Origin of the sequence: Brevibacillus sp. AG162 (assembly GCF_006715575.1) — a bacterium.
GTDB lineage: Bacteria > Bacillota > Bacilli > Brevibacillales > Brevibacillaceae > Brevibacillus > Brevibacillus brevis.
Genome location: NZ_VFNO01000003.1, coordinates 556,149 through 576,341, shown reverse-complemented (window position 1 = coordinate 576,341; position 20,193 = coordinate 556,149). Strand labels below are relative to the sequence as shown.

Here is a 20,193-nt window from a genome sequence, read left to right as displayed (position 1 = left end):
CTACCTCCCCCTGCTCGATAGTTTGATTCGTGGATCGATGAACATGTAGGCCAGATCAATCAAGAAGATAATGAGCACCAGGATGGCGCTGTAGAATACTGTCGTTCCCAGAATAACGGGATAATCTCGATTGAAAATGCCATCGACGAAGTACTTGCCGATCCCCGGTACCGCAAAAATCTTTTCGACGACGAACGTTCCGGTTAACAACCCGGCGATAAGCGGTCCCATAAACGTGACGATCGGCAAAATCGCGTTGCGGATTCCATGCTTGACTACTATCAGAAAAGTCGGAATTCCTTTTGCCTCAGCTGTCCGTATGTAATTCTGGTTCATCACGTCGATCATGCTCGTCCGCATATAGCGTGTAATGATGGCTAACGGTCCAAAAGCAAGTGCGAGCGAAGGCAGAACCGAGTGTTTCCAGCTGGTAAGCGTCGCTACTGGGAATAACGGCCATTTGATTGCCAAGTAATTAATGAGCAATGGCGCCATGATGAAGCTGGGTACAGCAATTCCTAATACGGCCATGACCATTGCCGCATAATCAATCCAGGTATTTCGGTTTAATGCCGCAATTGTTCCGAATAAAAGTCCGAAAAAAAGGGCAACCGCTATCGCCTGCAAACCGATCAGTGCAGATGCTCCGAAGCCATCTTTGATCATATCATTGACACCGCGTGTCTCCGACTTAATAGAAGGTCCTAAATCCAACATGACCAAACTTTTTAGATAAAGGATATACTGCATCGGCAGCGGTTCATCCAGATTGTATTTGGCACGCAGATTCAACAAAATTTGCTCGGGCAACTGATCTGACTCTGACGCGAATGGATCACCAGGGATCATATGCATCAGGCTAAAGGTCAACGTTACAATAATCCACAAGGTGAGTACCATCATCAGAATTCTTTTAAGTAAATAACGCGACATCTATACGAGCCCCCTAGTCCAGACTTGCAAAAAGATTAAGAAAATTTACCCTCCTTTTTGAACAACCTCTTTAACGGAAAATGACCTAAAACATTCCTTAATTCAACAATATAGTGCTGTCATTATTTAATGTCAATTCTGATTTTTTTATTTTTTACATCGATTCATAAAGGAATTTGCTGAAAGTTGTCAAATATACAACGATTAATACGGAAATTTTCCCTAAAACATCCCTATTAAAAATTTTGCTGGTCTTTTACAGCTATCTCGCCCATTTCAAGGAGATATATCGTCCTTAAATAAGAAAGACTTACATACAAGGATGCCGAAAAGAGGATGGAACTCCTGCGTGACGAATTGTTTATCCGGTAGTTTAACCCTTAGTTGGAGGACATGATGATTAGTAAAGTTGGCATAGTGGGTCCAAAAGATTCCGTAGAATTAATGGTAGCTGTGGGACGTGAGTTTTCCGATCGCATGACGCTCATCCCCCATATTTATCAACGAGTAGAAGAAGTAGCGACCATCGTAACTGAAAATGAAATGGAAATAGACATCTGGTTCTTCTCGGGGGTCGGTCCCTATTCCATCGCTAAAGAGCATATTCGGAAACAAAAAGCATTTTTTCCGCAAATCAATGCGAGTGTGCTTACGAAAGTCTTGCTCGAAATGGTATACCGAGATGGTTTTACATTAGATCGTGTGAGCTTCGATACGGTATCGGAGGCACATTTTCGTGAAACCTTGGAGGAATTGGGCATGCAGTGTGAGAATCCATATCTGAATCCGTATCAAGAATTCAGACTGACCGCTCACTTGGTCGACTATCACACCCGCCTCATCCAAGAGGGCAAGGTAGACGCTTGTGTTACGGGTATGCTATCCGTCACCGAAGAATTGAAGCGACGAGGAATCAAGGTATACCGCATGGGCTTCACTCGCCTAACCTTCCGCGAGATTTTCAAGCAGATTTTGCAGGAGGGCGAGACACTTCATTTCAAGCGCTCCCAAATTGCTGTTCAATTGATTGAAGTAACCGACATAGAAAAGCTTGTGAACGAACCTGCAAACGCCTACGAGCTGCGCCGCCTTGACCTGAAGCTACAAGAGCTAGTACTGGATTATACGGAGTCGATATCAGGCAGCTTCGTCGCCGTTGGCAATTCCAAGTTCATCATTTTTTCCACCCGGGGTTCATTCGAAGACAATCCAGAATTTCACCCCACGATCCTTTTGGAAAAAATCAAGCTGCTCACCAATTCACACGCCAGTATGGGAATCGGCTTCGGTGTCACAGCATTGTCTGCTGAGCGCAATGCACAGCTCGCTCTCGGCCATGCCAAAAACCATAGAGATGCCGCCATTCTCGTCGACCATGACGGTTCGATTGAAGGACCGCTGCGTCAAACGAACAGCATCAGTTACGAATATTGGACACAGGACAAAGAAATGAGCGAAAATCTGAAAAAAGCCGGGGTCAGTATTACGACGTTTAACAAAATTATTTCCGTTCAAAAAGCACTGGGGCAAAAATATATCAGCGCTTCGATGATCGCGGAATGGATAGGCATGACTCCTCGCAATGCGCGAAGAATACTAAGTGATTTAGCAGAGCACAACATCATCGAACTTATTGGGGAAGAAACGCCTACAAACCGAGGGCGCCCACGGAAGATTTATCGTATCCTCCCCTCCCCACAAACCACATAATTGTTTCTCCATGAGAAAGGCGTAAGCTTGTGATTTCCAGAAAAATTCTTTTGTGGATCATTGTTTGCGCTTTTTCTCGTGCTGTTTCTTTCAGATTGTTCAGCTCTCTCCTCTTTCCATTCTGGTCATGCATGTTAATCTATCCAAAAATCATACGATTAGGGGGTCATACACATGCCCGTTCATCCCCAGATTCAACAAATATTAGACGTCTTCAACCGCTCACGCCATGATGTTGATTTCAACCAATTGACACCACAGATTATGAGAATGGCGACTGATCAAAATCGAGATTCAGGCGTGGAACGTGAACAGGTAAAAAAGGTCGAGAATCTATCGCTTCCCTTAGAAGGCCGTTCTATTTCGATTCGCATATACACACCAGAAGGAGATGCACCCTTCCCTGCACTCGTGTACTATCATGGAGGCGGATTCGTGATCGGCAATCTCGAAACGGTAGACTCGGTATGTCGCAACTTCGCAAATAACGCAAAATGTGTGGTCATTTCTATCGATTATCGGCTCGCTCCGGAACATCCTTTTCCTGCTGGTTTGGAAGATGCCTATGATTCTCTCCTCTATATTTCAAGCCATGCTGATCAGTTTGGCATTGACCCATCGCGGATAGCCGTAGGCGGAGATAGCGCCGGAGGTAATTTTGCAGCAGTAGTGAGTCTCATGGCTAAAGAGCGACAGGGCCCATCTATCGTTTATCAATTGTTAATCTATCCTGCCGTAGGAATTGTGGACACCACTCCCTATCGATCCATGCAGGAAAATGCGAGTGGCTATTTGATGGATGTGGAATTGCTGAATTGGTTCCTCTCTCATTATCTACCACCTGCCGATCTCCAAAATCCATATCTTGATCCAATCAGCGGAGCCGATCTCACTGGTCTGCCTCCTGCCATGGTGATTACAGCCGAATACGACCCTTTGCGAGATGGCGGAAAAGCGTATGCAGACAAGCTACGCGATAGCGGTGTCGATGTCGTCTACCGAAATGAACAAGGCTTGATCCATTCCTTCATCGGATTCCATACTACTATCAAGCAAGCGCAAGAATCGTTAGATGAGATGTCGGCACAATTGCGAAAAGCTTTCAAAATATAGGCCGTATTGAATAAACAAAGCGGAAGCCCGCGAACTGGGGTGAAATCATTGACTAGACATACAGAAGACAAAGTGACCATTCGCTTCGTTCGTATCGAGGATGCGGCAGCCATTTTATCTTTGCAGCGTGATGTGGTTTGCGAAGGCGAATTTTTTATTGCTGTTCCCGAAGAGTTCAACAAAACCATGGAGCAGCAGCTTGCGTGGATACAAAGCATCATCGACAATGACAGGGAAACCATGTTCGTAGCAGAAGTAAACGGTGAATTGGCTGGTATGGTCGTGTTCGCTTCTCCGGCTCGCAAACGTTTGTCTCATACAGGTTCGATCACGATGATGATCCAGAAAGCTCACAGAAATAAGGGCATCGGCAAGGTATTATTGAAGGAGTTGTTAGCTTGGGCTGAGCAACATCCGCTCATTGAAAAAGTGAGCTTAGGGGTGTTCTCCAACAATCTGAGAGCGATTGCTTTATACAAAAGCCTTGGATTTGTGGAAGAAGGACGAAAAGTGAAAGAATTCAAGTTGGCTGAGAATGAATACGCAGATGATGTCCTGATGTACAAATTCGTATAGTGTCCATTCGTATTCCTTCCATGCAAAAAAGGACCTTCGCATCAGGTCCTTTTCTTATGAGCAAGTAAGCTCTATACTGATTTAGATGGCTGAACAGATTGTTTCTTTTGAACACTGGCAACAATCACACCCACGACGATCAACAAGGAACCTCCCACTTGAATCGACGTCACCTGCGAACCAAGCAGCAAAAACCCGACCAGCATCGCTACAAAGGGCTGCAAGTTAAGAAAAATAGCTGCTTTGCCCGTCCCTACCACTTTTAATTGTTGATTCCAGACGATTCCACATATTCCTTGCATAAGGATCGCGGTCAAAATGAGCATCGCCCATGCCCACAGTTCGTGGCTGATCTGCGCCCCGGGCTCGATCGTCAACAGGGCCGCAGGAGTCAAAAACAAAGTGCCAACCGTCGTCGAGTACACGGTGGCAATAAACGGCTGTATCGTTTGCGTCAGTTTGCGAATGATGATCATGGAAGACGAGAATGTGACCATGGCAATCACAATGAGAAAGACTCCTTTGGAAATGGAGAGTCCTGCCCCAATACCGACTACGAAGAATGTTCCCAGGAGCGCCAACCCAGACCCAATCTTCATCCGCAAGGTAAACTGCTCCTTCAAAAACAAAGAGGCCAGCACTGCGGTAACGATTGGCGACAAGGAAAGAATCAACGATGCCGTTGTCGCGTCAGTCGTCAAGAGCCCGTTGAAATACGCTGTTTGATTTGCCAACGTCCCGATCAATCCGAGCAAAACAAGAAGCCCTAGCTCACGAGCGGTGATTTTTACGAATTTTTTGGTTAGCCACGCGTAAATGATCAGAAACACAGACGTGAAAAGCAAGCGTACATCTGCCAAAAACAGCGGAGGAAACTCTTTGACCAGCATGCTTCCAAACACAAAATTACTGCCCCACAGCGTCACACAAAAAAGCAACAGCAAGTACGACCGAATCATGATTGTTCCTTCTTTCACCCGATGCATTATTCTTCCGTTAGCTATCGTACAGGAGAGTGCGAAAAAAGTCCATGAGCTGATCTGCTATTGTTTGATGAAAATTATGTTTAGCTGTACAACCGAGCTACGGAAAAAGACCAGTGAACCTTTGCATTCACTGGTCTTCCTAATTTCATTGCACCATTTCTTCCACGGGGGTTTCCTCCGTTGCCTCCAGTGCCCCTTCCATCTGCCCTTCCTCTTCTACTGCCGTATCTGCCGCTTTCTCTTCCTCTTTCACTTCCGGCTTCTTCTCTGGCTTCGTCGGCGCGATTGCACTCGCCACGAGTGCCGCGTATTTTTGCGAGCCTTCCTTATTCGGGTGAACACCGTCTTTGTAAAAGTAAGAGCTCTGCCCTTCACTTGCCGCATACCAATCCACAAGAACGACATGCGGGTAGGCAGCAGCAGTTTCCGCTAGCATCTTATTCACGACGCTTTCCCACGGTTTAGGTACGCGAGAGTTGACCAGAATGATTTGCTCGACGCCATCCAGTGATTGCAGCAGCTTATCGAGCTGCCCTTTACTAAATGCGCCGTTCGAGCCTAATTCAATCACAACACGATTTCCCAATTGCCCTTTTGCCTTGAGCTGGGCAATCACCTCAGGAGCTTGGGACATTTGCCTTCCGATTTTGGCATCAACGACGATCCCTGGCAATAGCTTCTCCAGATAAGGAGCCACGTCAATCATCACAGAGTCACCAACTACAGTGATTCCTTTACCGGAGCCAATTGCTTTTATCGATTCTTGTTTTGGGTCAGGCTGTTTGGAAGCATTCGAATCTTTCTGCTTCTCCACAGGCTTCTGTTTTTGTGTGTTGTTATTTGGTTTCTGCTCGTTTTTCGGTTTTGCTGGTGGAGTAGCTGGTTTTTGAACCGTTTCCGGCTTCTTCTCTATGATTGGCACCTCAGGACCAAGGGGCTTGTCGGGGATCTTTGTCTCGGTGACAGTCTGCGTTGGCTGTGTCTGCGTCACATTTCCGGCGGTCGCATCTGACGTGAGCGAAGCGATCCCATAATACGTGACACAAAGAGCAATCGCGCAACCAGTTGCCAATACACGGTTTAATCGTTTTGTTTTCTGCCCTGCCTTATTGGAACGATACCAGATTCTGCCTAATGCACCATAGCGAATTGGCTCTTCGAGATATTTCCATGACAGCGATGCCAGCAAAATGCTTGCGAGGAGCTGCAAAACCGCTCCAGGTACCGTCATCCACTCCCATTCCGCTAAAATCGGATTCGTCCACACGATAACAGGGTAATGCCACAAATAAATACCGTAAGATCGAACGCCAATCCAGCGCAAAGGCTTGCAGCCCATCCATTTCGCCAAGCTGCTTGCCGGATGTGCGAGTACGGCGACCAACACGGCACTGACGACAGACAAAAGGACGAGCCCGCCCTCGTACAAATAATCATCATATTGATTCGTGTTCCAAATACTGTACAAAAGAATCCCTAAGCTCAAGAGACCGCTTAGATCAAGCGTCATTCGCGCTTTTTGTGAAATGTTCGTCGTAAGCATGCGACTCGGCCACATCATGGCGAGGGCGGCACCGATCAGCAACCCGAATACCCGTGTGTCCGTTCCGTAATAAACACGACTCGGATCAAGACCTGGCTCATACAAAACAGCCATGGAGATGGCGGATAGTGCAGCCAGCGCCAAAGTAATGATCATGATTGGCCCCCTGCGCTTCAGGAAGCGGAGTCCCAAAGCGAGTACGAGTGGCCAAATGACATAAAACTGTTCTTCTACTGCCAATGACCACAGATGGCCTAATGGTGAAGGCGGACCGAATTTTTCAAAATAAGATACGTCATGAAAGACAAGCCACCAATTGCTCACGTACAGAACGGCTGCTCCTACATCTCCGCGGATGGTGTCCAACTGAGCTGGCGAAAAGATGGCTACCCCTGCCATCACCACAAACAGCATGAGGAAAAGCGCTGGGAGCAGTCTTCTGGCACGGCGCAACCAAAAGTCTTTCATATCGAGTCTGCCATTCCGATTCCATTCTGCAATTAATAAGTCGGTAATCAGATATCCCGATAAAACGAAGAAAATACCGACACCCAACAATCCACCGGGTGCCCAATCGTAATTCAAGTGATAAATAATGACTGCGAGTACCGCCAGCGCACGAAGCCCGTCGATCCCAGCCATGTATCGACTGCTGGAGCCTTTGATCGGTTCAGGCATGCTGGTGGCCTCCTATCGTTGCATGTTGGCGAGTGATTAATTCGTTCTGATTATTGATTCTTTTCGTACCCATCGTCCTTTTTATTTTTTTATGGTGATTCTTCGTGCTCGCCATGCAAAACATTGCATTCTCCCCTTTTACTTCCGTTCTGTTTTCATCATTTGTTGTTGGGGGCAGTCATTACACATCGGGAATTGCGTGCTCTATGAATGCAAAAACCCCTGTTTTTTGAAATCGTGCGAAAACGGGGGTTGGTCTCGTTCATTATCTTTATGGAAAATGAATTCTTCCCATCATCGTTGCCCGTATTCAGGATGTGATGAACTACTCACTATCTTGTTGTTTTCTGTTCGATTACTCCCTTATATATGCATCACACCTTCCTTATATTGGATGGTCTCACAAGGAAATTACCCGGTACTTGTCTTGCGTTGTACGCTTGCTGAATCGTTGTTTGTAACCTGATTATATGACGGTTTCGGGGGATAACTCGTTACAAACTGTTTACATTCTGACCATGTTTTTTCCCGGTAAAAACGCGGAACAAAAAAAGAAGCTGCTGGTATACTTTCCCCCATCAGCTTCACGATTGTAGATCATCGCAGACCACCACTGTCAGATGCAAAATGCAACGTGTTTACTTGTCACAAAAGATTTACGGATCAACAGCCTGCATCCGTTCCCAAATTTTTGCGAGTTGTATTGACATTCTTGATTGTCATTTGTTGATAAACCTTTGAGCCAATAAGTTTTTGCTTGATGTAATGCCCAATCCAAAAGCTTGTATGTATAGTCTGTTCCAATTTGTGAGGAATGGTTGCTTTGGAATCGGTATCCCCCGAAGGAAAGCGACATCAACCCGGTTATTCCCCTGTCACTTCCATTTTCGCCAATCGAAACGGGAAACACAAGATAAAAATAAAATCCCCATCGATTACCAGCACCGACGAGGATTTCCGCTTGATTATCAAGATTTAAATGTGATGAGTAAACAAATAATTCAAGAAAAAACCACCACTGACAACCGCAATCACCATGCATACGATGCCACTTTTCACCCGTTCGGAAAGCAATCGCATAAATCCAAGACAGAAAAAGACTCCTGTGACCAAAAAATAAGCGACTCCAACCCAAAAAATATTCCAAGGCAAGCTCGCAAAATCTACGTTACCCAAACGTGAACACCATCCCTGTCCGATTCTACTGATTACTTGTATGTACGATACTCCATTATAGCATTTGTTCACGCTTACTTTCCCATTTTTGCACAATGCGTAACAGAAGTGTCATACATCTTTGTCTTCATGTTTTCTACACAATCGTTTGGTACGCTTTCTCCAACAGCTCAAAGGAGGAAAAAGTGCACATGAACAAACGGAAAATACGCCCATGGGCTTATCCTATCGTTCTAGGTGGCGTTTTGCTGTTATCCGCTTGCTCCACTGACAATCCCACGATGGATCATAATGGACACAACATGAATGCTTCACCCCAAACAGCAGCAGAAACGCAACCGCAGCAGATGTCTGCTTCCAGCGACTCGTCGATGGAGGTACTTACAGGAAATACGTTTACCCTCACGGCAAAAGAAAATATGCTCCACCTCGATGACAAGACCATGAAAAACGCATGGACGTACAACGGAACCGTTCCAGGTCCACAGCTTCGTGTCAAACAAGGGGAAACCATCAGCGTGACGTTGAAAAACGAATTGCCCGAGCCGGTCACCATTCACTGGCATGGCTTACCCGTCCCGAATAACATGGACGGAATCCCTGGCGTGACCCAAAATGCCGTAAGACCAAACGAAAGCTTCACCTACAAATTCAAGGTGGACGTTGCCGGGACATACTGGTACCACTCGCATCAAAACAGCGCCAAGCAGGTAGATAAAGGCTTGTATGGTTCACTTGTGGTAGAACCGGCTACACCAGAGCCAGCTGACAAGGACTTTACCCTCGTTCTCGATGAATGGATGCAGGACGATAGCATGGCGGAAATGCACGGAAGTGGCATGAGCCACGGCACGATGCCCCCTACTTCCGATAGCTCATCCTCTGGCGGTCACAACATGTCCGGTATGGAGATGCCCATGAGTGACGCTGAGATGATGCCTTTAATGTATACAATCTTTTCAGTAAACGGAAAAACAGGCCCTGCAATCCAGCCGCTATCTGTTAAAGAAGGAGAGAAAGTCAGAATCCGCCTGATCAATGCCGGATACTTGAACCACAAGCTGAACCTGCAAGGTCATGAATTTAAAATCGTGGCAACAGACGGGCAGCCCATCAACAATCCGCCCCTCGTGGGAGGCCAGCTCCTCAATATCGGACCAGGCGAACGATATGATCTCGAATTCGTCGCAAACAATCCTGGCAAATGGTTATTGGAGGAGCGCAGCACAAATCCAGGCGCCAAGTCACTGGTCGTGCCCATCGTCTACGAAGGCTCGGAAACAAAAACAGCCAAATCTGAAGCTGGCGACATGCCAACGATAGACATTACCAAATACGGCGAGGCGGCAAAAAGCAGCTTTACGCTGGAGCAGAAGTATGACATTACGTATCAAATGGATCTGAACACGGAAACGGCTGATGGAAAAATGGCCTTTACCATCAATGGAAAAACGTTCCCGGATGTCCCTCCGCTCAACGTCAAAAAAGGCAATCTGGTCAAAGTCACAATGGTGAACAAATCACCAAAAGATATCCACCCAATGCATTTGCACGGACATTTCTTCCAAGTATTGAGCAAAAACGGACAGCCTATCACAGGCTCCCCTCTGGTCAAGGATACGCTGAACATTTTACCGGGTGAATCCTACGTAGTCGCCTTTGAAGCTGACAATCCAGGAGACTGGATGTTCCACTGCCACGATTTGGGCCATGCTGCGCAAGGAATGGTATCCGAAGTAAAATATGAAGGCTTCAAGCCAGATTTCGTCGTCGACCCTACAGTAGGCAACATGCCGGAATAGCCATAGAAAAAAGCAGGAGCCTTCATGGCTTCCTGCTTTTTCCTTACGCCAATACATCTTCCAAAGACGTTTTCCACTCTACGCCAGTCGGAAAAACATCCTTTACTTGCTGTCTCAGCTGGTCATTTTGGCTCAATTGCGGACTCAAGATCGATACCAGACCGCTATCCTCTCGAGAACGGATCAAGCGCCCGATGCCTTGACGCAGTCTCAGCAGCATGTAAGGCAAATCGACCTCTTCGAAAGGATTCGCTGCACTTTTTCGTTTTGCTGTGAACACCGGATCATTCGGCGGGAATGGCAGTGACCAAATGATCACGTTGGACAGTGAAGGCCCCGGAACATCCAGCCCCTCCCACAGGCTCACCGCACAGAGACTGCTTTTCTCGTCGTTTTGGAACTGAGAGATCAAATGGCTGATTTCCGCATCTCCTTCAAACAAGAATCGCAGATCCGTACAGGCAGGCTCGTTTTTGATGGCGGCCTTGAATTGCTGTAATTCCTCCATGGAGGAAAACAACAGAAGCGCACTACCGGCTAATTTTTGCAGCAATTGGGTAGCCTGGCTCATTTTTTCCGCAAAGGAGTCGGTCGCAGAAAGTGTTGGTACGTAAACCTCCATTTGCTTGTCGTACTCGTATGGAGAAGCCACCGAGAAAGACAGGTATTGCTCAATGCCCAAGCTGTCCGCCACATACTTGAACGATCCATCAACAGATAAAGTCGCCGACGAGAAGACAATCGGCATCTTTTGAGAGAATACGCGCTCTTCCAGTACTTCCTGCACCTTTTTTGGCATGACGACCAAGGTTGGCCCTGTAATCTCTTCACTCATCCAGGAAATGACGTGATCCGGGTCTTGGAAAAGCCCCAGGGCCAGCTGCATCATTTCCAGATGCTCTTCGACAATTCGCAGCTGGAACTCGTCCAACGTATACAGACCACCCTCTAACGCCAGCTCTTCTTCAATCCAACTGACAAGGCTCGTAAATCGGTGGATGGTTGCAATGAGTTCCGGATGAAAATGGATTTCTTTACGGTTGGAGCCCTTCACAGCCTTGCTCTCTTCGTTCAGTTGGGAGAACATTTCTTCGCTCTGGGCAATAGCTTCTTCAATAGCAATAGCGAGCTCTTCCCTGATCTCACCCTTCAAGACACGCGTAATCGTTTCTTCGAACACGGAGTGATTCAGCTTGTATGTCAATGCTTTTTGGGCAGCAGGCTCCAACAGATGACCCTCGTCAAAGATAACCGAGCTATGCGGTGGCAGCAACGGTAGCTGACCTCCACGCTTGCGGATCTCATAGGTCCACACATGCTCCATATAAAAGTCATGGGAGCAGATGATCAAATCGGCTGACTGGCGGTAATGATTTCTGGAAAGGGTCTGCCCACAGCGGTGCTGTCTGTCGCACACAAAGCAATCCTGAAAAGTATCCCAATTCATCTGCGCCCATTCTTGATCACCCAGATGAGGATATGTGCTGCGATCCCCGTACGGGTAAAACGATTGCAACGCCTCATGTGTATGGACAAATGATGGCAGTTCTTGATAAATATGCTGGAAAGCTTCTCCTGTCTCGGGCTGGAATCGTGCTTCATCCAGCTTGCGCAAACAGACATATTGATCCGGAGATTTTCCGAGTCTCGCGTCAATCGTCAGGTTGAGATGGCGAGCCAGTTTGGCAATATCGCCCTCCGGTTTTACGAGCTGCTCAATCAACGACTCATTCGCACAGGCAATGATGGCTGGCTTTCTGGTATATCGTGCATAGCAGATGGCGTACAGTAAGTAAGCCAATGTTTTTCCCGTGCCTACTCCCGCCTCTGCAAAAATCGTTTGCTTTTCTATAAAAGCCCGTTCAAGCTGAAAAGCCATGTAGATTTGCTCATCACGCACCTCGAATCCAGCTTCAGGCAATACTTCATAAAAAACGTCCGCTACCCAATCGCTCACCTGAGGGATGAACGGCTGGGACGGATCGTAGGCAAAAGGATAACGTTCCAATTGTGACCTGCCTCCAATAATGAAAAGAATCGTCAAGCATAGAATTGCCAACATGTAATGATGACATGTCTTGACGATAAACACAAGACAGATGAGCGAAAAACAAACGAATTTCGTGGTAAGATAAGAATGGTAGAAAAGTAGAATGAAACAGGAGTGAACAAGCCGATGGAAAAAGTAATGTTTATTGAAATAGGAATGGGCATCGACATGCATGGACAAAACGTCACCAAAGCCGCAGTCCGCGCTGTTCAAAATGCCATCCATCATAATTCGATGCCTGGACTGCGCTCTGTCCTGCCTGGAAACGATATCCATAACATGAAAGTAAATGTGAGACTGGCCGTTCCTGCTGACAAGGACAAGCTCGACTTGGAAACGGTTCGTAAAGCACTGCCTTACGGGGAAGTCTCCTTCGAAATCGTCGATGGCGGCATGCTGACGAGCAGTGGAGTCGTAATCGCTGAAAAAGAAGACAAGAACGACCTTGCTTATATCGTCATTGCTTCCGTAGAGGTAGGGTACTAGAATACCAGCTCATCAGCTGCATGCGGGTGAAACTGATAACGCTCCAACTCTATTTCTCCTGCTGCTGATACTACTACCCCTTCGCTTTCCAAGGCCATTTTTTGCAGCGTAAACGAATCCAAATCTTGCAATCCGATCTTTCCTTGGGCGTTGATGACCCGATGCCAAGGAAGCTTGTGCTTTTTGGACATGGAATGAAGAATGCGAACAATTTGTCTGGCAGCTCTCGGACTCCCGGCCAACGCAGCAATTTGCCCGTACGTCATGACATGGCCCGCTGGGATCCTGGCAATGATTTTTAATGCGCGCTGCGTAAATTCGGTCATGATGACTACTCCTTCTTGCTTGATCAAATCAAAAGGCTTGTGACTCCTCGCGATCACAAGCCTTTTGTTCTTTTATCAGGTTAAAACAGTCTTTCCAGCTCGTCAACCAGACTGCCGACGTATGCGACAGCCTCGCGGATTGGCTGTGGATCTGACATATCCACACCAGCTTTTTTCATCAGTTCCAGCGGCGTTAGTGTTCCACCGGCTTTGAGTACCTCGATCCAACGATCAACGGCAGGCTGTCCCTCTTGCTTGATGCTCGCTGCCATTGCTGTAGAAGCGGTCAAACCAGCTGCGTATGTGTACGGATACAGCCCCATGTAATAGTGCGGTTGGCGCATCCATGTAAGACTCGCTGCATCATCCAGATCAACTGCATCACCCCAGAAGTCTGCGAGCACTTGCCCTTTCCATTCAGAGAGCTGTTTGGCAGTCAATGGTACGTCTTTTTGCGCTGCTTCGTACACTTTTCGTTGCATTCTTGCTTCTAGAAGATGCGTGACAAAGTTGTGGTAGTAGGTATTCATCAATTGCAAAATGACCCAGCGCTTCAGACGAGGATCGTCGGATTGCTCCACGATATGCTGCGCGAGCAAAAGCTCATTGAGGGTGGACGGCGCTTCGATAAAATACAGCGATGGACGAGAGTTCGTAAAGCTTTGCTCTCTTGTCGCCAGCATAAAGTGTCCGCAATGCCCCAGCTCATGAGCCAATGTGAAGGCACTGCGCATATTTCCCGACCACGTAATGAGAATGTAAGAGTGCTTGCTGTATGTCGTTGAGCAGAAAGCACCTGTCGATTTGCCCACGTTGTCTACATAGTCGATCCAGCGTTCATTCAGCGCTTTTTCCATAATCGCCGTGTACTCTGGTCCCATCACTTGCAAGGATGCCAATATCTTTTGCCCAGCTTCTTCAATCGTAATCGGCGGACTGAACTCTGGGTCAAGCGGAGCTTTCAAATCGCAAAAGGCAAGTTTTTCGAGGCCGAGCTCTCTTGCTTTCAGCTTCGCATAGCGTCGCATGTGCGGAGCGAGTTCATTCCCGATAATATCCAGGATGTTGTGGTACATTTCCAGTGTAACCTGCTGTGGCTTAAGCAGCATGTCCGTTACGGTCTCATAGCCACGCAGACGAGACATGACGGTTTGTCTTTTCACCTCTGTCGCATATACCGCAGCGAAGGAGTTTTGGTAAGAAGCGAGTGTCTTTGAGAAAGATTCATACGAAGCACGGCGTAGCGCCGTATCGGACGACATTTCATAATCGGTCTCAAACAGCGCGAAGGATACTGGACGTTCATTTCCCTCGCCATCATGGACGGGTGCAAATGTCATGTCCGACAACTTTCCGCGCGCGTATATGTTGTATGGTGCAGAGAAAACCTCGCCCATCGCCGCAAACGCTTCTTCCGTCTCGGCCGACAGTCGGTACGGCTTAGTTTCCAGTAAATCATTCAGGCTTTTGCGGAATATTTCGAGTCCTGGTTCTTCCTTCAAGAAGCTCTCGATTTTTCCTTCAGGCAACGCCAAAATCTCAGAAGGGATAAAAGAAAGCGCAGCGTTCAGCTGGGACACGACATCCCCTACCCGTGCAGCGTTCGCTTGGTTTTGTGGATTCGTTCCGTCTTCAGACGACCGCAGTCTCGCATACGTCGCTGCAATATTCGCCCGAACATTGATCGCCTCGTTTGCCTCCAAGCATGCCAACAACGTCTCTCCACTCGTATGCAGCTGTCCTTTGAATGCAGTGACGACAGGCAGATGCTGTACAATTTCTGCTAATTCTTGCTCCCACGCTTCCTGGCTCTCAAACAGATCGTTCAGGTTCCACGTATACTCGACAGCGACTTGATCACGTGTCTGTCTTGTCTTCACTCTGACTGCCTCCTTTAATTCTGCCAATAAAATATTTTTATGTAATAAAATTGCCTTTTCATTTGAATTTTCCTACAATTAACCAAAATAAACAAGTGGATAACTTGCTCGAAATAGGCCGTAATCTGTCTTTTTCTGCGCTTTCCTAGGAAATTCTTTCAAATCATAAGCAGGTGATTTCGGAGGGGAAGGTAAAATAGATAGAGTGCAAGTAAGCCTTTTGTTCTTAAAAGGAGGAAATGAACCATGTCTTTTGAAACCTTGTTTGACCGTTACGCTGATCTCGCTGTGAAAGTCGGCGTGAACGTACAGCCTATGCAAACGTTAGTCGTAACAGCTCCGCTATCTACTGCTCCTTTTGTGAGAAAGGTAGCCAAAAAAGCGTACGAAGCGGGTGCCAAGCACGTACATATTGAGTGGACCGACGATGAACTCACACGGATGAAATATGATTTGGCGCCTGATGAAGCGTTTCGTGAATACCCGCAATGGAAGGTACAGGGATTAGAGGAAATGGCGGAAAATGGCGCGGCGTTTCTCTACGTTTCTGCAGCGAATCCCGATTTGCTGAAGGGCGTGAGTCTTGACCGCATTTCTACTGCCAACAAAACAGCTGGTCAAGCTCTCCATAAATTCCGCAGCTATACCATGTCCGATAAAGTGAGCTGGTGCGTGCTTGCCGTTCCGTCACCTGCATGGGCCGCCATGGTCTTCCCGCATTTGCCGCAAGAGGAACAGGAGCCTGCCCTGTGGGATGCGATCTTCCGGGCCACACGGGCAGATATGGATGACCCTGTCCAAGCTTGGCATGACCATCATGCGACACTGAACAGCAAGGTGGATCAGCTCAATGCCAAACAATACCGCTACCTTCATTACGAAGCTCCCGGTACCAATTTGACGATCGAGCTGCCTGCCAACCACATTTGGATTGGCGGCGGAAGCCTAAATAAAGACGGTGTCTCCTTTATGGCCAACATGCCGACAGAAGAAGTATTCACCGCGCCATTAAAAGAAGGCGTCAACGGAACCGTTCGCAGCACTAAGCCTTTGAGCTATCATGGGAATTTGATTGAGAACTTTACGTTGACTTTTGAAAAAGGAAGAATTGTCTCGGCAACTGCTGAAAAGGGAGAAGAATCCTTGAAGCAATTAATTGAAACAGATGAAGGTTCGCATTATTTGGGGGAAGTGGCCTTGGTTCCTCATCTGTCCCCGATTTCCCAATCGAATATCATTTTCTATAACACACTCTTTGATGAGAATGCTTCCAACCACTTGGCGATCGGAAATGCTTATAGTGTGAATATTGAAGGTGGCGCTGACATGACCAATGAGGAACTGGCTAGTCGCGGTATCAATATCAGTCTTACCCACGTCGATTTCATGATCGGCTCCGCCGAGATGAACATTGATGGTGAAACAGCTGACGGCAAGCGTGAACCACTGTTCCGCAACGGGAATTGGGCATGAATCTAACCTGAGAAGACATAGCAAGAGGCTGGATTTTTGTCATTACCCTGACAAATCCAGCCTCGTTTAGTTCCCTGATGCAACGGCTTTTCGCGGAGCGTTTTCATGAGGGTGAAATAATCGGATACAAGTGCCCCTGCATGGCAAAGGACGCTTTCCCCGTTTCCTCGGAAACAACAACGATCAATGCATCGCTTTTTTCACTCAACCCCAGAGCAGCACGATGTCTGGTTCCCAGCTTTTTTTCCCCTACTACAACTTGTGATAACGGCAGCACATTGGCCGCGGAAATGATATGATTTTCCCGAATCAGGACGGCCCCATCATGCAAAGGGCTGCCAGGATAAAAGATCGACTCCAGCAAGGAATGGCTCATCGTTGCCCCAATCGGTATGCCAGCTTGCAGCAGCAGATCAAGCGGGTCCTCGCGTTCAACGACAATCAATGCTCCTTGACGCCTTTTGGCCAAGTGCTGGACAGCCTTGGATAAATCCAAATATTTTTCCGTATAGGGAGAGAGATAGCATTGCAAATAAAACGAGGCTGCTACTGTTTCGAGTCGGCTAAACTTGGTGCGTATTTGATCAAATGTCCCGAGCAGGCAGTCGTTTTCATTTTTCAAAGCATGTATGCTCTCATCTAACGTCACGGATATTCCCCGCAGCTCTTGCAGCAATTCCGCCTTCAGCGATGATGTATCACAGTTAACTTCCAGCATATGAACCCCTCAATCTCCATTTCTCTTCACACCTCGTTCTTTGTTTGATTGTTCCCCTCCCCATAGGAAATCATTCTATTTCCTAGATGATAATTCCACTACAAACCGGACATAGTAAAACACAAATGATCAACAGCTTATGGAGCGAAACCGACATGATAACGAAATGGAATGAGTTTCTTTCCATCGCACGAGACTCGTATGATTTTAAACATTACTCCCTTCTGGACGAGGAAAGTCCTTTTGTCATTTCGTACTATCAAACCTTGATAAAAACAGAGCTGCTGCAAAAAAACCTTTTACGACCCTATCAAGAGCGCATGGAAGCAAATGAATCGATCACGGACCTGCGCCACTTTTCCCGCTTTATCCATGTAGAGGATATTATTTATACAGACGACATACAAACAGTCGTCTCCAAAATGATGACGGGCTATGCTGCCATCCAACCGAAAGACAATCTGCAGATCTTCGCCCTCATCAATCTGTCCAATCGGACTGAAGGACTGCGAACCGACAATGACACGGAAAACGAGTTTAGTGTCGTTGGGCCTAAGGTAGGCTTTGTTGAAAACATCGATATCAACCTGCATCTCATCCGTCAACAAATCAGCACACCCAAATTAATCATTCGAGAGTTAACCTTAGGCACACTCTCTCATACGCGCATCGCCGTTGTCTATTTGTCTGGTATTACGAATCCTCAGCATATTGAAACCGTTGAGCAAAGACTACAGACGATCGACTTCGATATTATTTTTGATTCATCACAGCTCGATCAAATCATGAGTGACAATTCGAACACCCCTTTCCCATTGTTTCTGTCTACAGAAAGGATTGACCGGGTCATCTATGCATTAACTCTCGGGCAAATCGTGATTATTTCCGACGCATCTCCGTATGTCATTACGGGTCCAACCACTATTTTTGATTTCTTCATTTCTCCCGAGGATTATTATTTGCCGTGGATCTTATCGTCCTTGTTTCGGTTGATTCGTATTTTTGGTGTGCTTTTTTCTATTTTGATGACACCTGCCTATACGGCGGTTCTCACTTTTCATTTGGAAATGATTCCGCAAGACATGCTGGCTCCCATCATTTTATCGAGGAAGTACGTCCCTTTTCCTCCTGTCTTGGAAGTGCTTTTCCTGGAGCTGACGATCGAGTTCTTGCGAGAGGCGGGTGCCCGGCTTCCGACAAAGGTCGGGCAGACTCTTGGAATCGTAGGTGGAATCGTCATTGGTCAAGCATCAGTCGAAGCAGCCTTGACCAGCAATATATTGCTAATCATCGTAGCTCTGTCGGCGCTTGCCTCTTTTACCACCCCCATCTACAAAATGTCAAACACGATCCGTTTCTTGCGCTTTCCGCTCATTATTTTGTCTGGAATATGGGGCGGGCTTGGGATTGCCATCGGTCTCATGTTCATGCTGACTCATCTACTTCAGCTTAAATCGTTAGGAACACCTTACCTTGCTCCGCTTTACCCTTTTCGCAGACGCAGCTTCGCGGACAGCTTCATTCGCTCTTCCTATAGCAGAACGGCCAGAAGGTCTGCTATTATGCGCGTCATCTCGCAGTGGAGATACGATCCTGACAAGGCGACTCAGAAAAGAGATATAGATGAATAGATGAAGGAGCCATCGAGGAAACCATGGTTGCAAAGAGGAAATGGATACTGGTGTTATTGATATGGATCATGACTGGCTGCTCTTCGACTCGAATCGTCAGCGAAGTACAACTGATTCATTCACTGGGTCTCGATCTCGAAGACCAAAAAATAGAAGGGGCAGCTATCACTCACGTGTACGGAAAGGAAACGACACAGATAGAGCTGCTGGAAACAAAAAGCTCGAATTTATTTACGATCCTCCCTGACTTTAATACCATCACTCCTTCTCAAGTGGAGCTAGGGCAATTGCGTTCCGTCATTGTTGGGAGAAAATACGCTGAAAACGGAGTGGAAGCGCTGGTACATACACTTTGCCGCGATCCCTCTATTGGCTTTCGCCTTCAACTCGCTGTAGCGGAAACAAAGGCATTGACGATTCTGAAAGGCATACGTCATATGCAAATTCCTTTTTTCATCTCCGATAGCGTCGCTCAAAATATCAAAACACTGAATTTGCCCAAGACCAACCTGCATATTTTCTTGTTCAATTTATACGGCGAGGGCCGTGATCCTTACCTACCCTATTTCGTCATGCATAATGACAGAGTGAAGCTGGATGGTCTCGCGCTTTTTCGAGATGACAAATTCGTGCATCGCATCAATTCGAAAGAAAGCTTTTTGTTAAAAATCATGGTGGAAAAAGCCAAGAGTGGCCAAATTCCATTTGAAGTGACGATCAAGAATCGAAAAGAAGCAGGGATGTTGAAAAATCTGCATTCCCATGCCGCCTTCGATGTCAATATGACAGAATCCGTTCCCAGCATCAGGGTAAAGCTCATGGTAAATGGGCAAATCAGCGATTATTCGGAGTGGCTGCAATTATCCAATCCACAGGTATTGCGCCAAATGGAAAAAGAACTTTCCTCCTACCTGCAAAAGGAGGCGACGATTTTTGTAAAGCATTTGCAGAAGCTTGAAGTTGATCCGGTTGGATTTGGTGATTTCGTGCGCAGTCGAAGCACGTCATGGGACTACTCCCACTTCAGAAAGATGTATCCACACATGAAAATCGCCGTGACGGCCTCGATTAAGCTGGAGCAAACGGGTGAGTAATGAATAACCAGGAGGGAT

16 protein-coding genes are annotated in these 20,193 nt (G+C 47.0%); 8 read left to right on the top strand and 8 right to left on the bottom strand.

The features are described from left to right. Positions 1-933: an ABC transporter permease gene (locus FB479_RS12740; RefSeq protein ID WP_106655083.1), complete on the bottom strand. Its 933-nt coding sequence runs from the start codon at positions 931-933 to the stop codon at positions 1-3. Between the two features lie 399 nt (positions 934-1,332). On the opposite strand from FB479_RS12740, the gene FB479_RS12735 reads away from it, so the two are divergent. From FB479_RS12735 to FB479_RS12725, 3 genes are all read left to right on the top strand, one after another. After that, positions 1,333-2,643 carry a helix-turn-helix domain-containing protein gene (locus FB479_RS12735; protein ID WP_142065689.1) on the top strand — a complete coding sequence of 437 codons (1,311 nt, stop codon included), beginning with the start codon at positions 1,333-1,335 and terminating at the stop codon, positions 2,641-2,643. 174 nt (positions 2,644-2,817) lie between these two features. After that, on the top strand, positions 2,818-3,756 hold the full coding sequence (locus FB479_RS12730; protein WP_142065427.1) for an alpha/beta hydrolase: 939 nt from the start codon (positions 2,818-2,820) through the stop codon (positions 3,754-3,756). Between the two features lie 48 nt (positions 3,757-3,804). Further along, positions 3,805-4,332, top strand: coding sequence for a GNAT family N-acetyltransferase (locus FB479_RS12725; protein WP_142065425.1), 528 nt, complete (start codon positions 3,805-3,807; stop codon positions 4,330-4,332). Between the two features lie 71 nt (positions 4,333-4,403). On the opposite strand, the gene FB479_RS12720 is transcribed toward FB479_RS12725, so the two are convergent. The 3 genes from FB479_RS12720 to FB479_RS30505 all read right to left on the bottom strand — a co-directional run bounded on the left by FB479_RS12720 (position 4,404) and on the right by FB479_RS30505 (position 8,686). Further along, positions 4,404-5,291 carry a DMT family transporter gene (locus FB479_RS12720; RefSeq protein WP_106655078.1) on the bottom strand — a complete coding sequence of 296 codons (888 nt, stop codon included), beginning with the start codon at positions 5,289-5,291 and terminating at the stop codon, positions 4,404-4,406. Positions 5,292-5,463: 172 nt separating this feature from the next. Then, the gene (locus FB479_RS12715) at positions 5,464-7,539 is read right to left on the bottom strand and encodes an acyltransferase family protein (protein WP_142065423.1); all 2,076 of its coding nucleotides are present in this window, start codon (positions 7,537-7,539) and stop codon (positions 5,464-5,466) included. Positions 7,540-8,155: 616 nt separating this feature from the next. Further along, entirely contained in the window at positions 8,156-8,686 is a 531-nt protein-coding gene (locus tag FB479_RS30505; protein WP_185746358.1) for a hypothetical protein, read from the bottom strand. Positions 8,687-8,906: 220 nt separating this feature from the next. Between FB479_RS30505 and FB479_RS12705 the strand changes: the two genes are divergently transcribed. Further along, positions 8,907-10,517 (top strand): multicopper oxidase family protein, encoded by a 1,611-nt coding sequence (locus FB479_RS12705; RefSeq protein ID WP_142065422.1) that lies wholly within the window; start codon positions 8,907-8,909, stop codon positions 10,515-10,517. 43 nt (positions 10,518-10,560) lie between these two features. Here FB479_RS12705 and FB479_RS12700 read toward each other — a convergent pair whose 3' ends face one another. Beyond that, positions 10,561-12,525 (bottom strand): ATP-dependent DNA helicase, encoded by a 1,965-nt coding sequence (locus FB479_RS12700; RefSeq protein ID WP_142065420.1) that lies wholly within the window; start codon positions 12,523-12,525, stop codon positions 10,561-10,563. Between the two features lie 168 nt (positions 12,526-12,693). On the opposite strand from FB479_RS12700, the gene FB479_RS12695 reads away from it, so the two are divergent. Beyond that, positions 12,694-13,053 (top strand): Lin0512 family protein, encoded by a 360-nt coding sequence (locus FB479_RS12695; RefSeq protein WP_048032795.1) that lies wholly within the window; start codon positions 12,694-12,696, stop codon positions 13,051-13,053. Here FB479_RS12695 and FB479_RS12690 read toward each other — a convergent pair. Both FB479_RS12690 and pepF read right to left on the bottom strand, forming a co-directional pair. Then, positions 13,050-13,379, bottom strand: a complete 330-nt coding sequence (locus tag FB479_RS12690; RefSeq protein WP_142065418.1) for an MGMT family protein — start codon at positions 13,377-13,379, stop codon at positions 13,050-13,052. The genes FB479_RS12695 and FB479_RS12690 overlap by 4 nt on opposite strands. 80 nt (positions 13,380-13,459) lie before the next feature. After that, the gene (gene pepF, locus FB479_RS12685; RefSeq protein WP_142065416.1) at positions 13,460-15,259 is read right to left on the bottom strand and encodes an oligoendopeptidase F; all 1,800 of its coding nucleotides are present in this window, start codon (positions 15,257-15,259) and stop codon (positions 13,460-13,462) included. A 246-nt stretch (positions 15,260-15,505) separates the two neighbouring features. Here pepF and FB479_RS12680 point away from each other — a divergent pair, with 246 nt between their 5' ends. Continuing rightward, on the top strand, positions 15,506-16,732 hold the full coding sequence (locus FB479_RS12680) for an aminopeptidase (protein ID WP_142065414.1): 1,227 nt from the start codon (positions 15,506-15,508) through the stop codon (positions 16,730-16,732). A gap of 103 nt (positions 16,733-16,835) precedes the next feature. Here FB479_RS12680 and cdaS read toward each other — a convergent pair whose 3' ends face one another. Beyond that, positions 16,836-17,450 carry a sporulation-specific diadenylate cyclase CdaS gene (cdaS, locus tag FB479_RS12675; RefSeq protein WP_106655064.1) on the bottom strand — a complete coding sequence of 205 codons (615 nt, stop codon included), beginning with the start codon at positions 17,448-17,450 and terminating at the stop codon, positions 16,836-16,838. 155 nt (positions 17,451-17,605) lie between these two features. Here cdaS and FB479_RS12670 point away from each other — a divergent pair, with 155 nt between their 5' ends. Then, positions 17,606-19,081: a spore germination protein gene (locus tag FB479_RS12670; RefSeq protein WP_142065412.1), complete on the top strand. Its 1,476-nt coding sequence runs from the start codon at positions 17,606-17,608 to the stop codon at positions 19,079-19,081. Between the two features lie 50 nt (positions 19,082-19,131). Then, on the top strand, positions 19,132-20,175 hold the full coding sequence (locus tag FB479_RS12665) for a Ger(x)C family spore germination protein (protein WP_255438372.1): 1,044 nt from the start codon (positions 19,132-19,134) through the stop codon (positions 20,173-20,175). Positions 20,176-20,193 lie beyond the last annotated feature (18 nt).

What these genes read in the sequence shown, in the direction of transcription:
- FB479_RS12740 (WP_106655083.1), bottom strand. Translation starts at nt 933, where the DNA reads ATGTCGCGTTATTTACTTAAAAGAATTCTGATGATGGTACTCACCTTG.
- FB479_RS12730 (WP_142065427.1), top strand. Translation starts at nt 2,818, where the DNA reads ATGCCCGTTCATCCCCAGATTCAACAAATATTAGACGTCTTCAACCGC.
- FB479_RS12720 (WP_106655078.1), bottom strand. Translation starts at nt 5,291, where the DNA reads ATGATTCGGTCGTACTTGCTGTTGCTTTTTTGTGTGACGCTGTGGGGC.
- FB479_RS12715 (WP_142065423.1), bottom strand. Translation starts at nt 7,539, where the DNA reads ATGCCTGAACCGATCAAAGGCTCCAGCAGTCGATACATGGCTGGGATC.
- FB479_RS12705 (WP_142065422.1), top strand. Translation starts at nt 8,907, where the DNA reads ATGAACAAACGGAAAATACGCCCATGGGCTTATCCTATCGTTCTAGGT.
- FB479_RS12695 (WP_048032795.1), top strand. Translation starts at nt 12,694, where the DNA reads ATGGAAAAAGTAATGTTTATTGAAATAGGAATGGGCATCGACATGCAT.
- FB479_RS12690 (WP_142065418.1), bottom strand. Translation starts at nt 13,379, where the DNA reads ATGACCGAATTTACGCAGCGCGCATTAAAAATCATTGCCAGGATCCCA.
- FB479_RS12680 (WP_142065414.1), top strand. Translation starts at nt 15,506, where the DNA reads ATGTCTTTTGAAACCTTGTTTGACCGTTACGCTGATCTCGCTGTGAAA.
- cdaS (WP_106655064.1), bottom strand. Translation starts at nt 17,450, where the DNA reads ATGCTGGAAGTTAACTGTGATACATCATCGCTGAAGGCGGAATTGCTG.
- FB479_RS12670 (WP_142065412.1), top strand. Translation starts at nt 17,606, where the DNA reads ATGATAACGAAATGGAATGAGTTTCTTTCCATCGCACGAGACTCGTAT.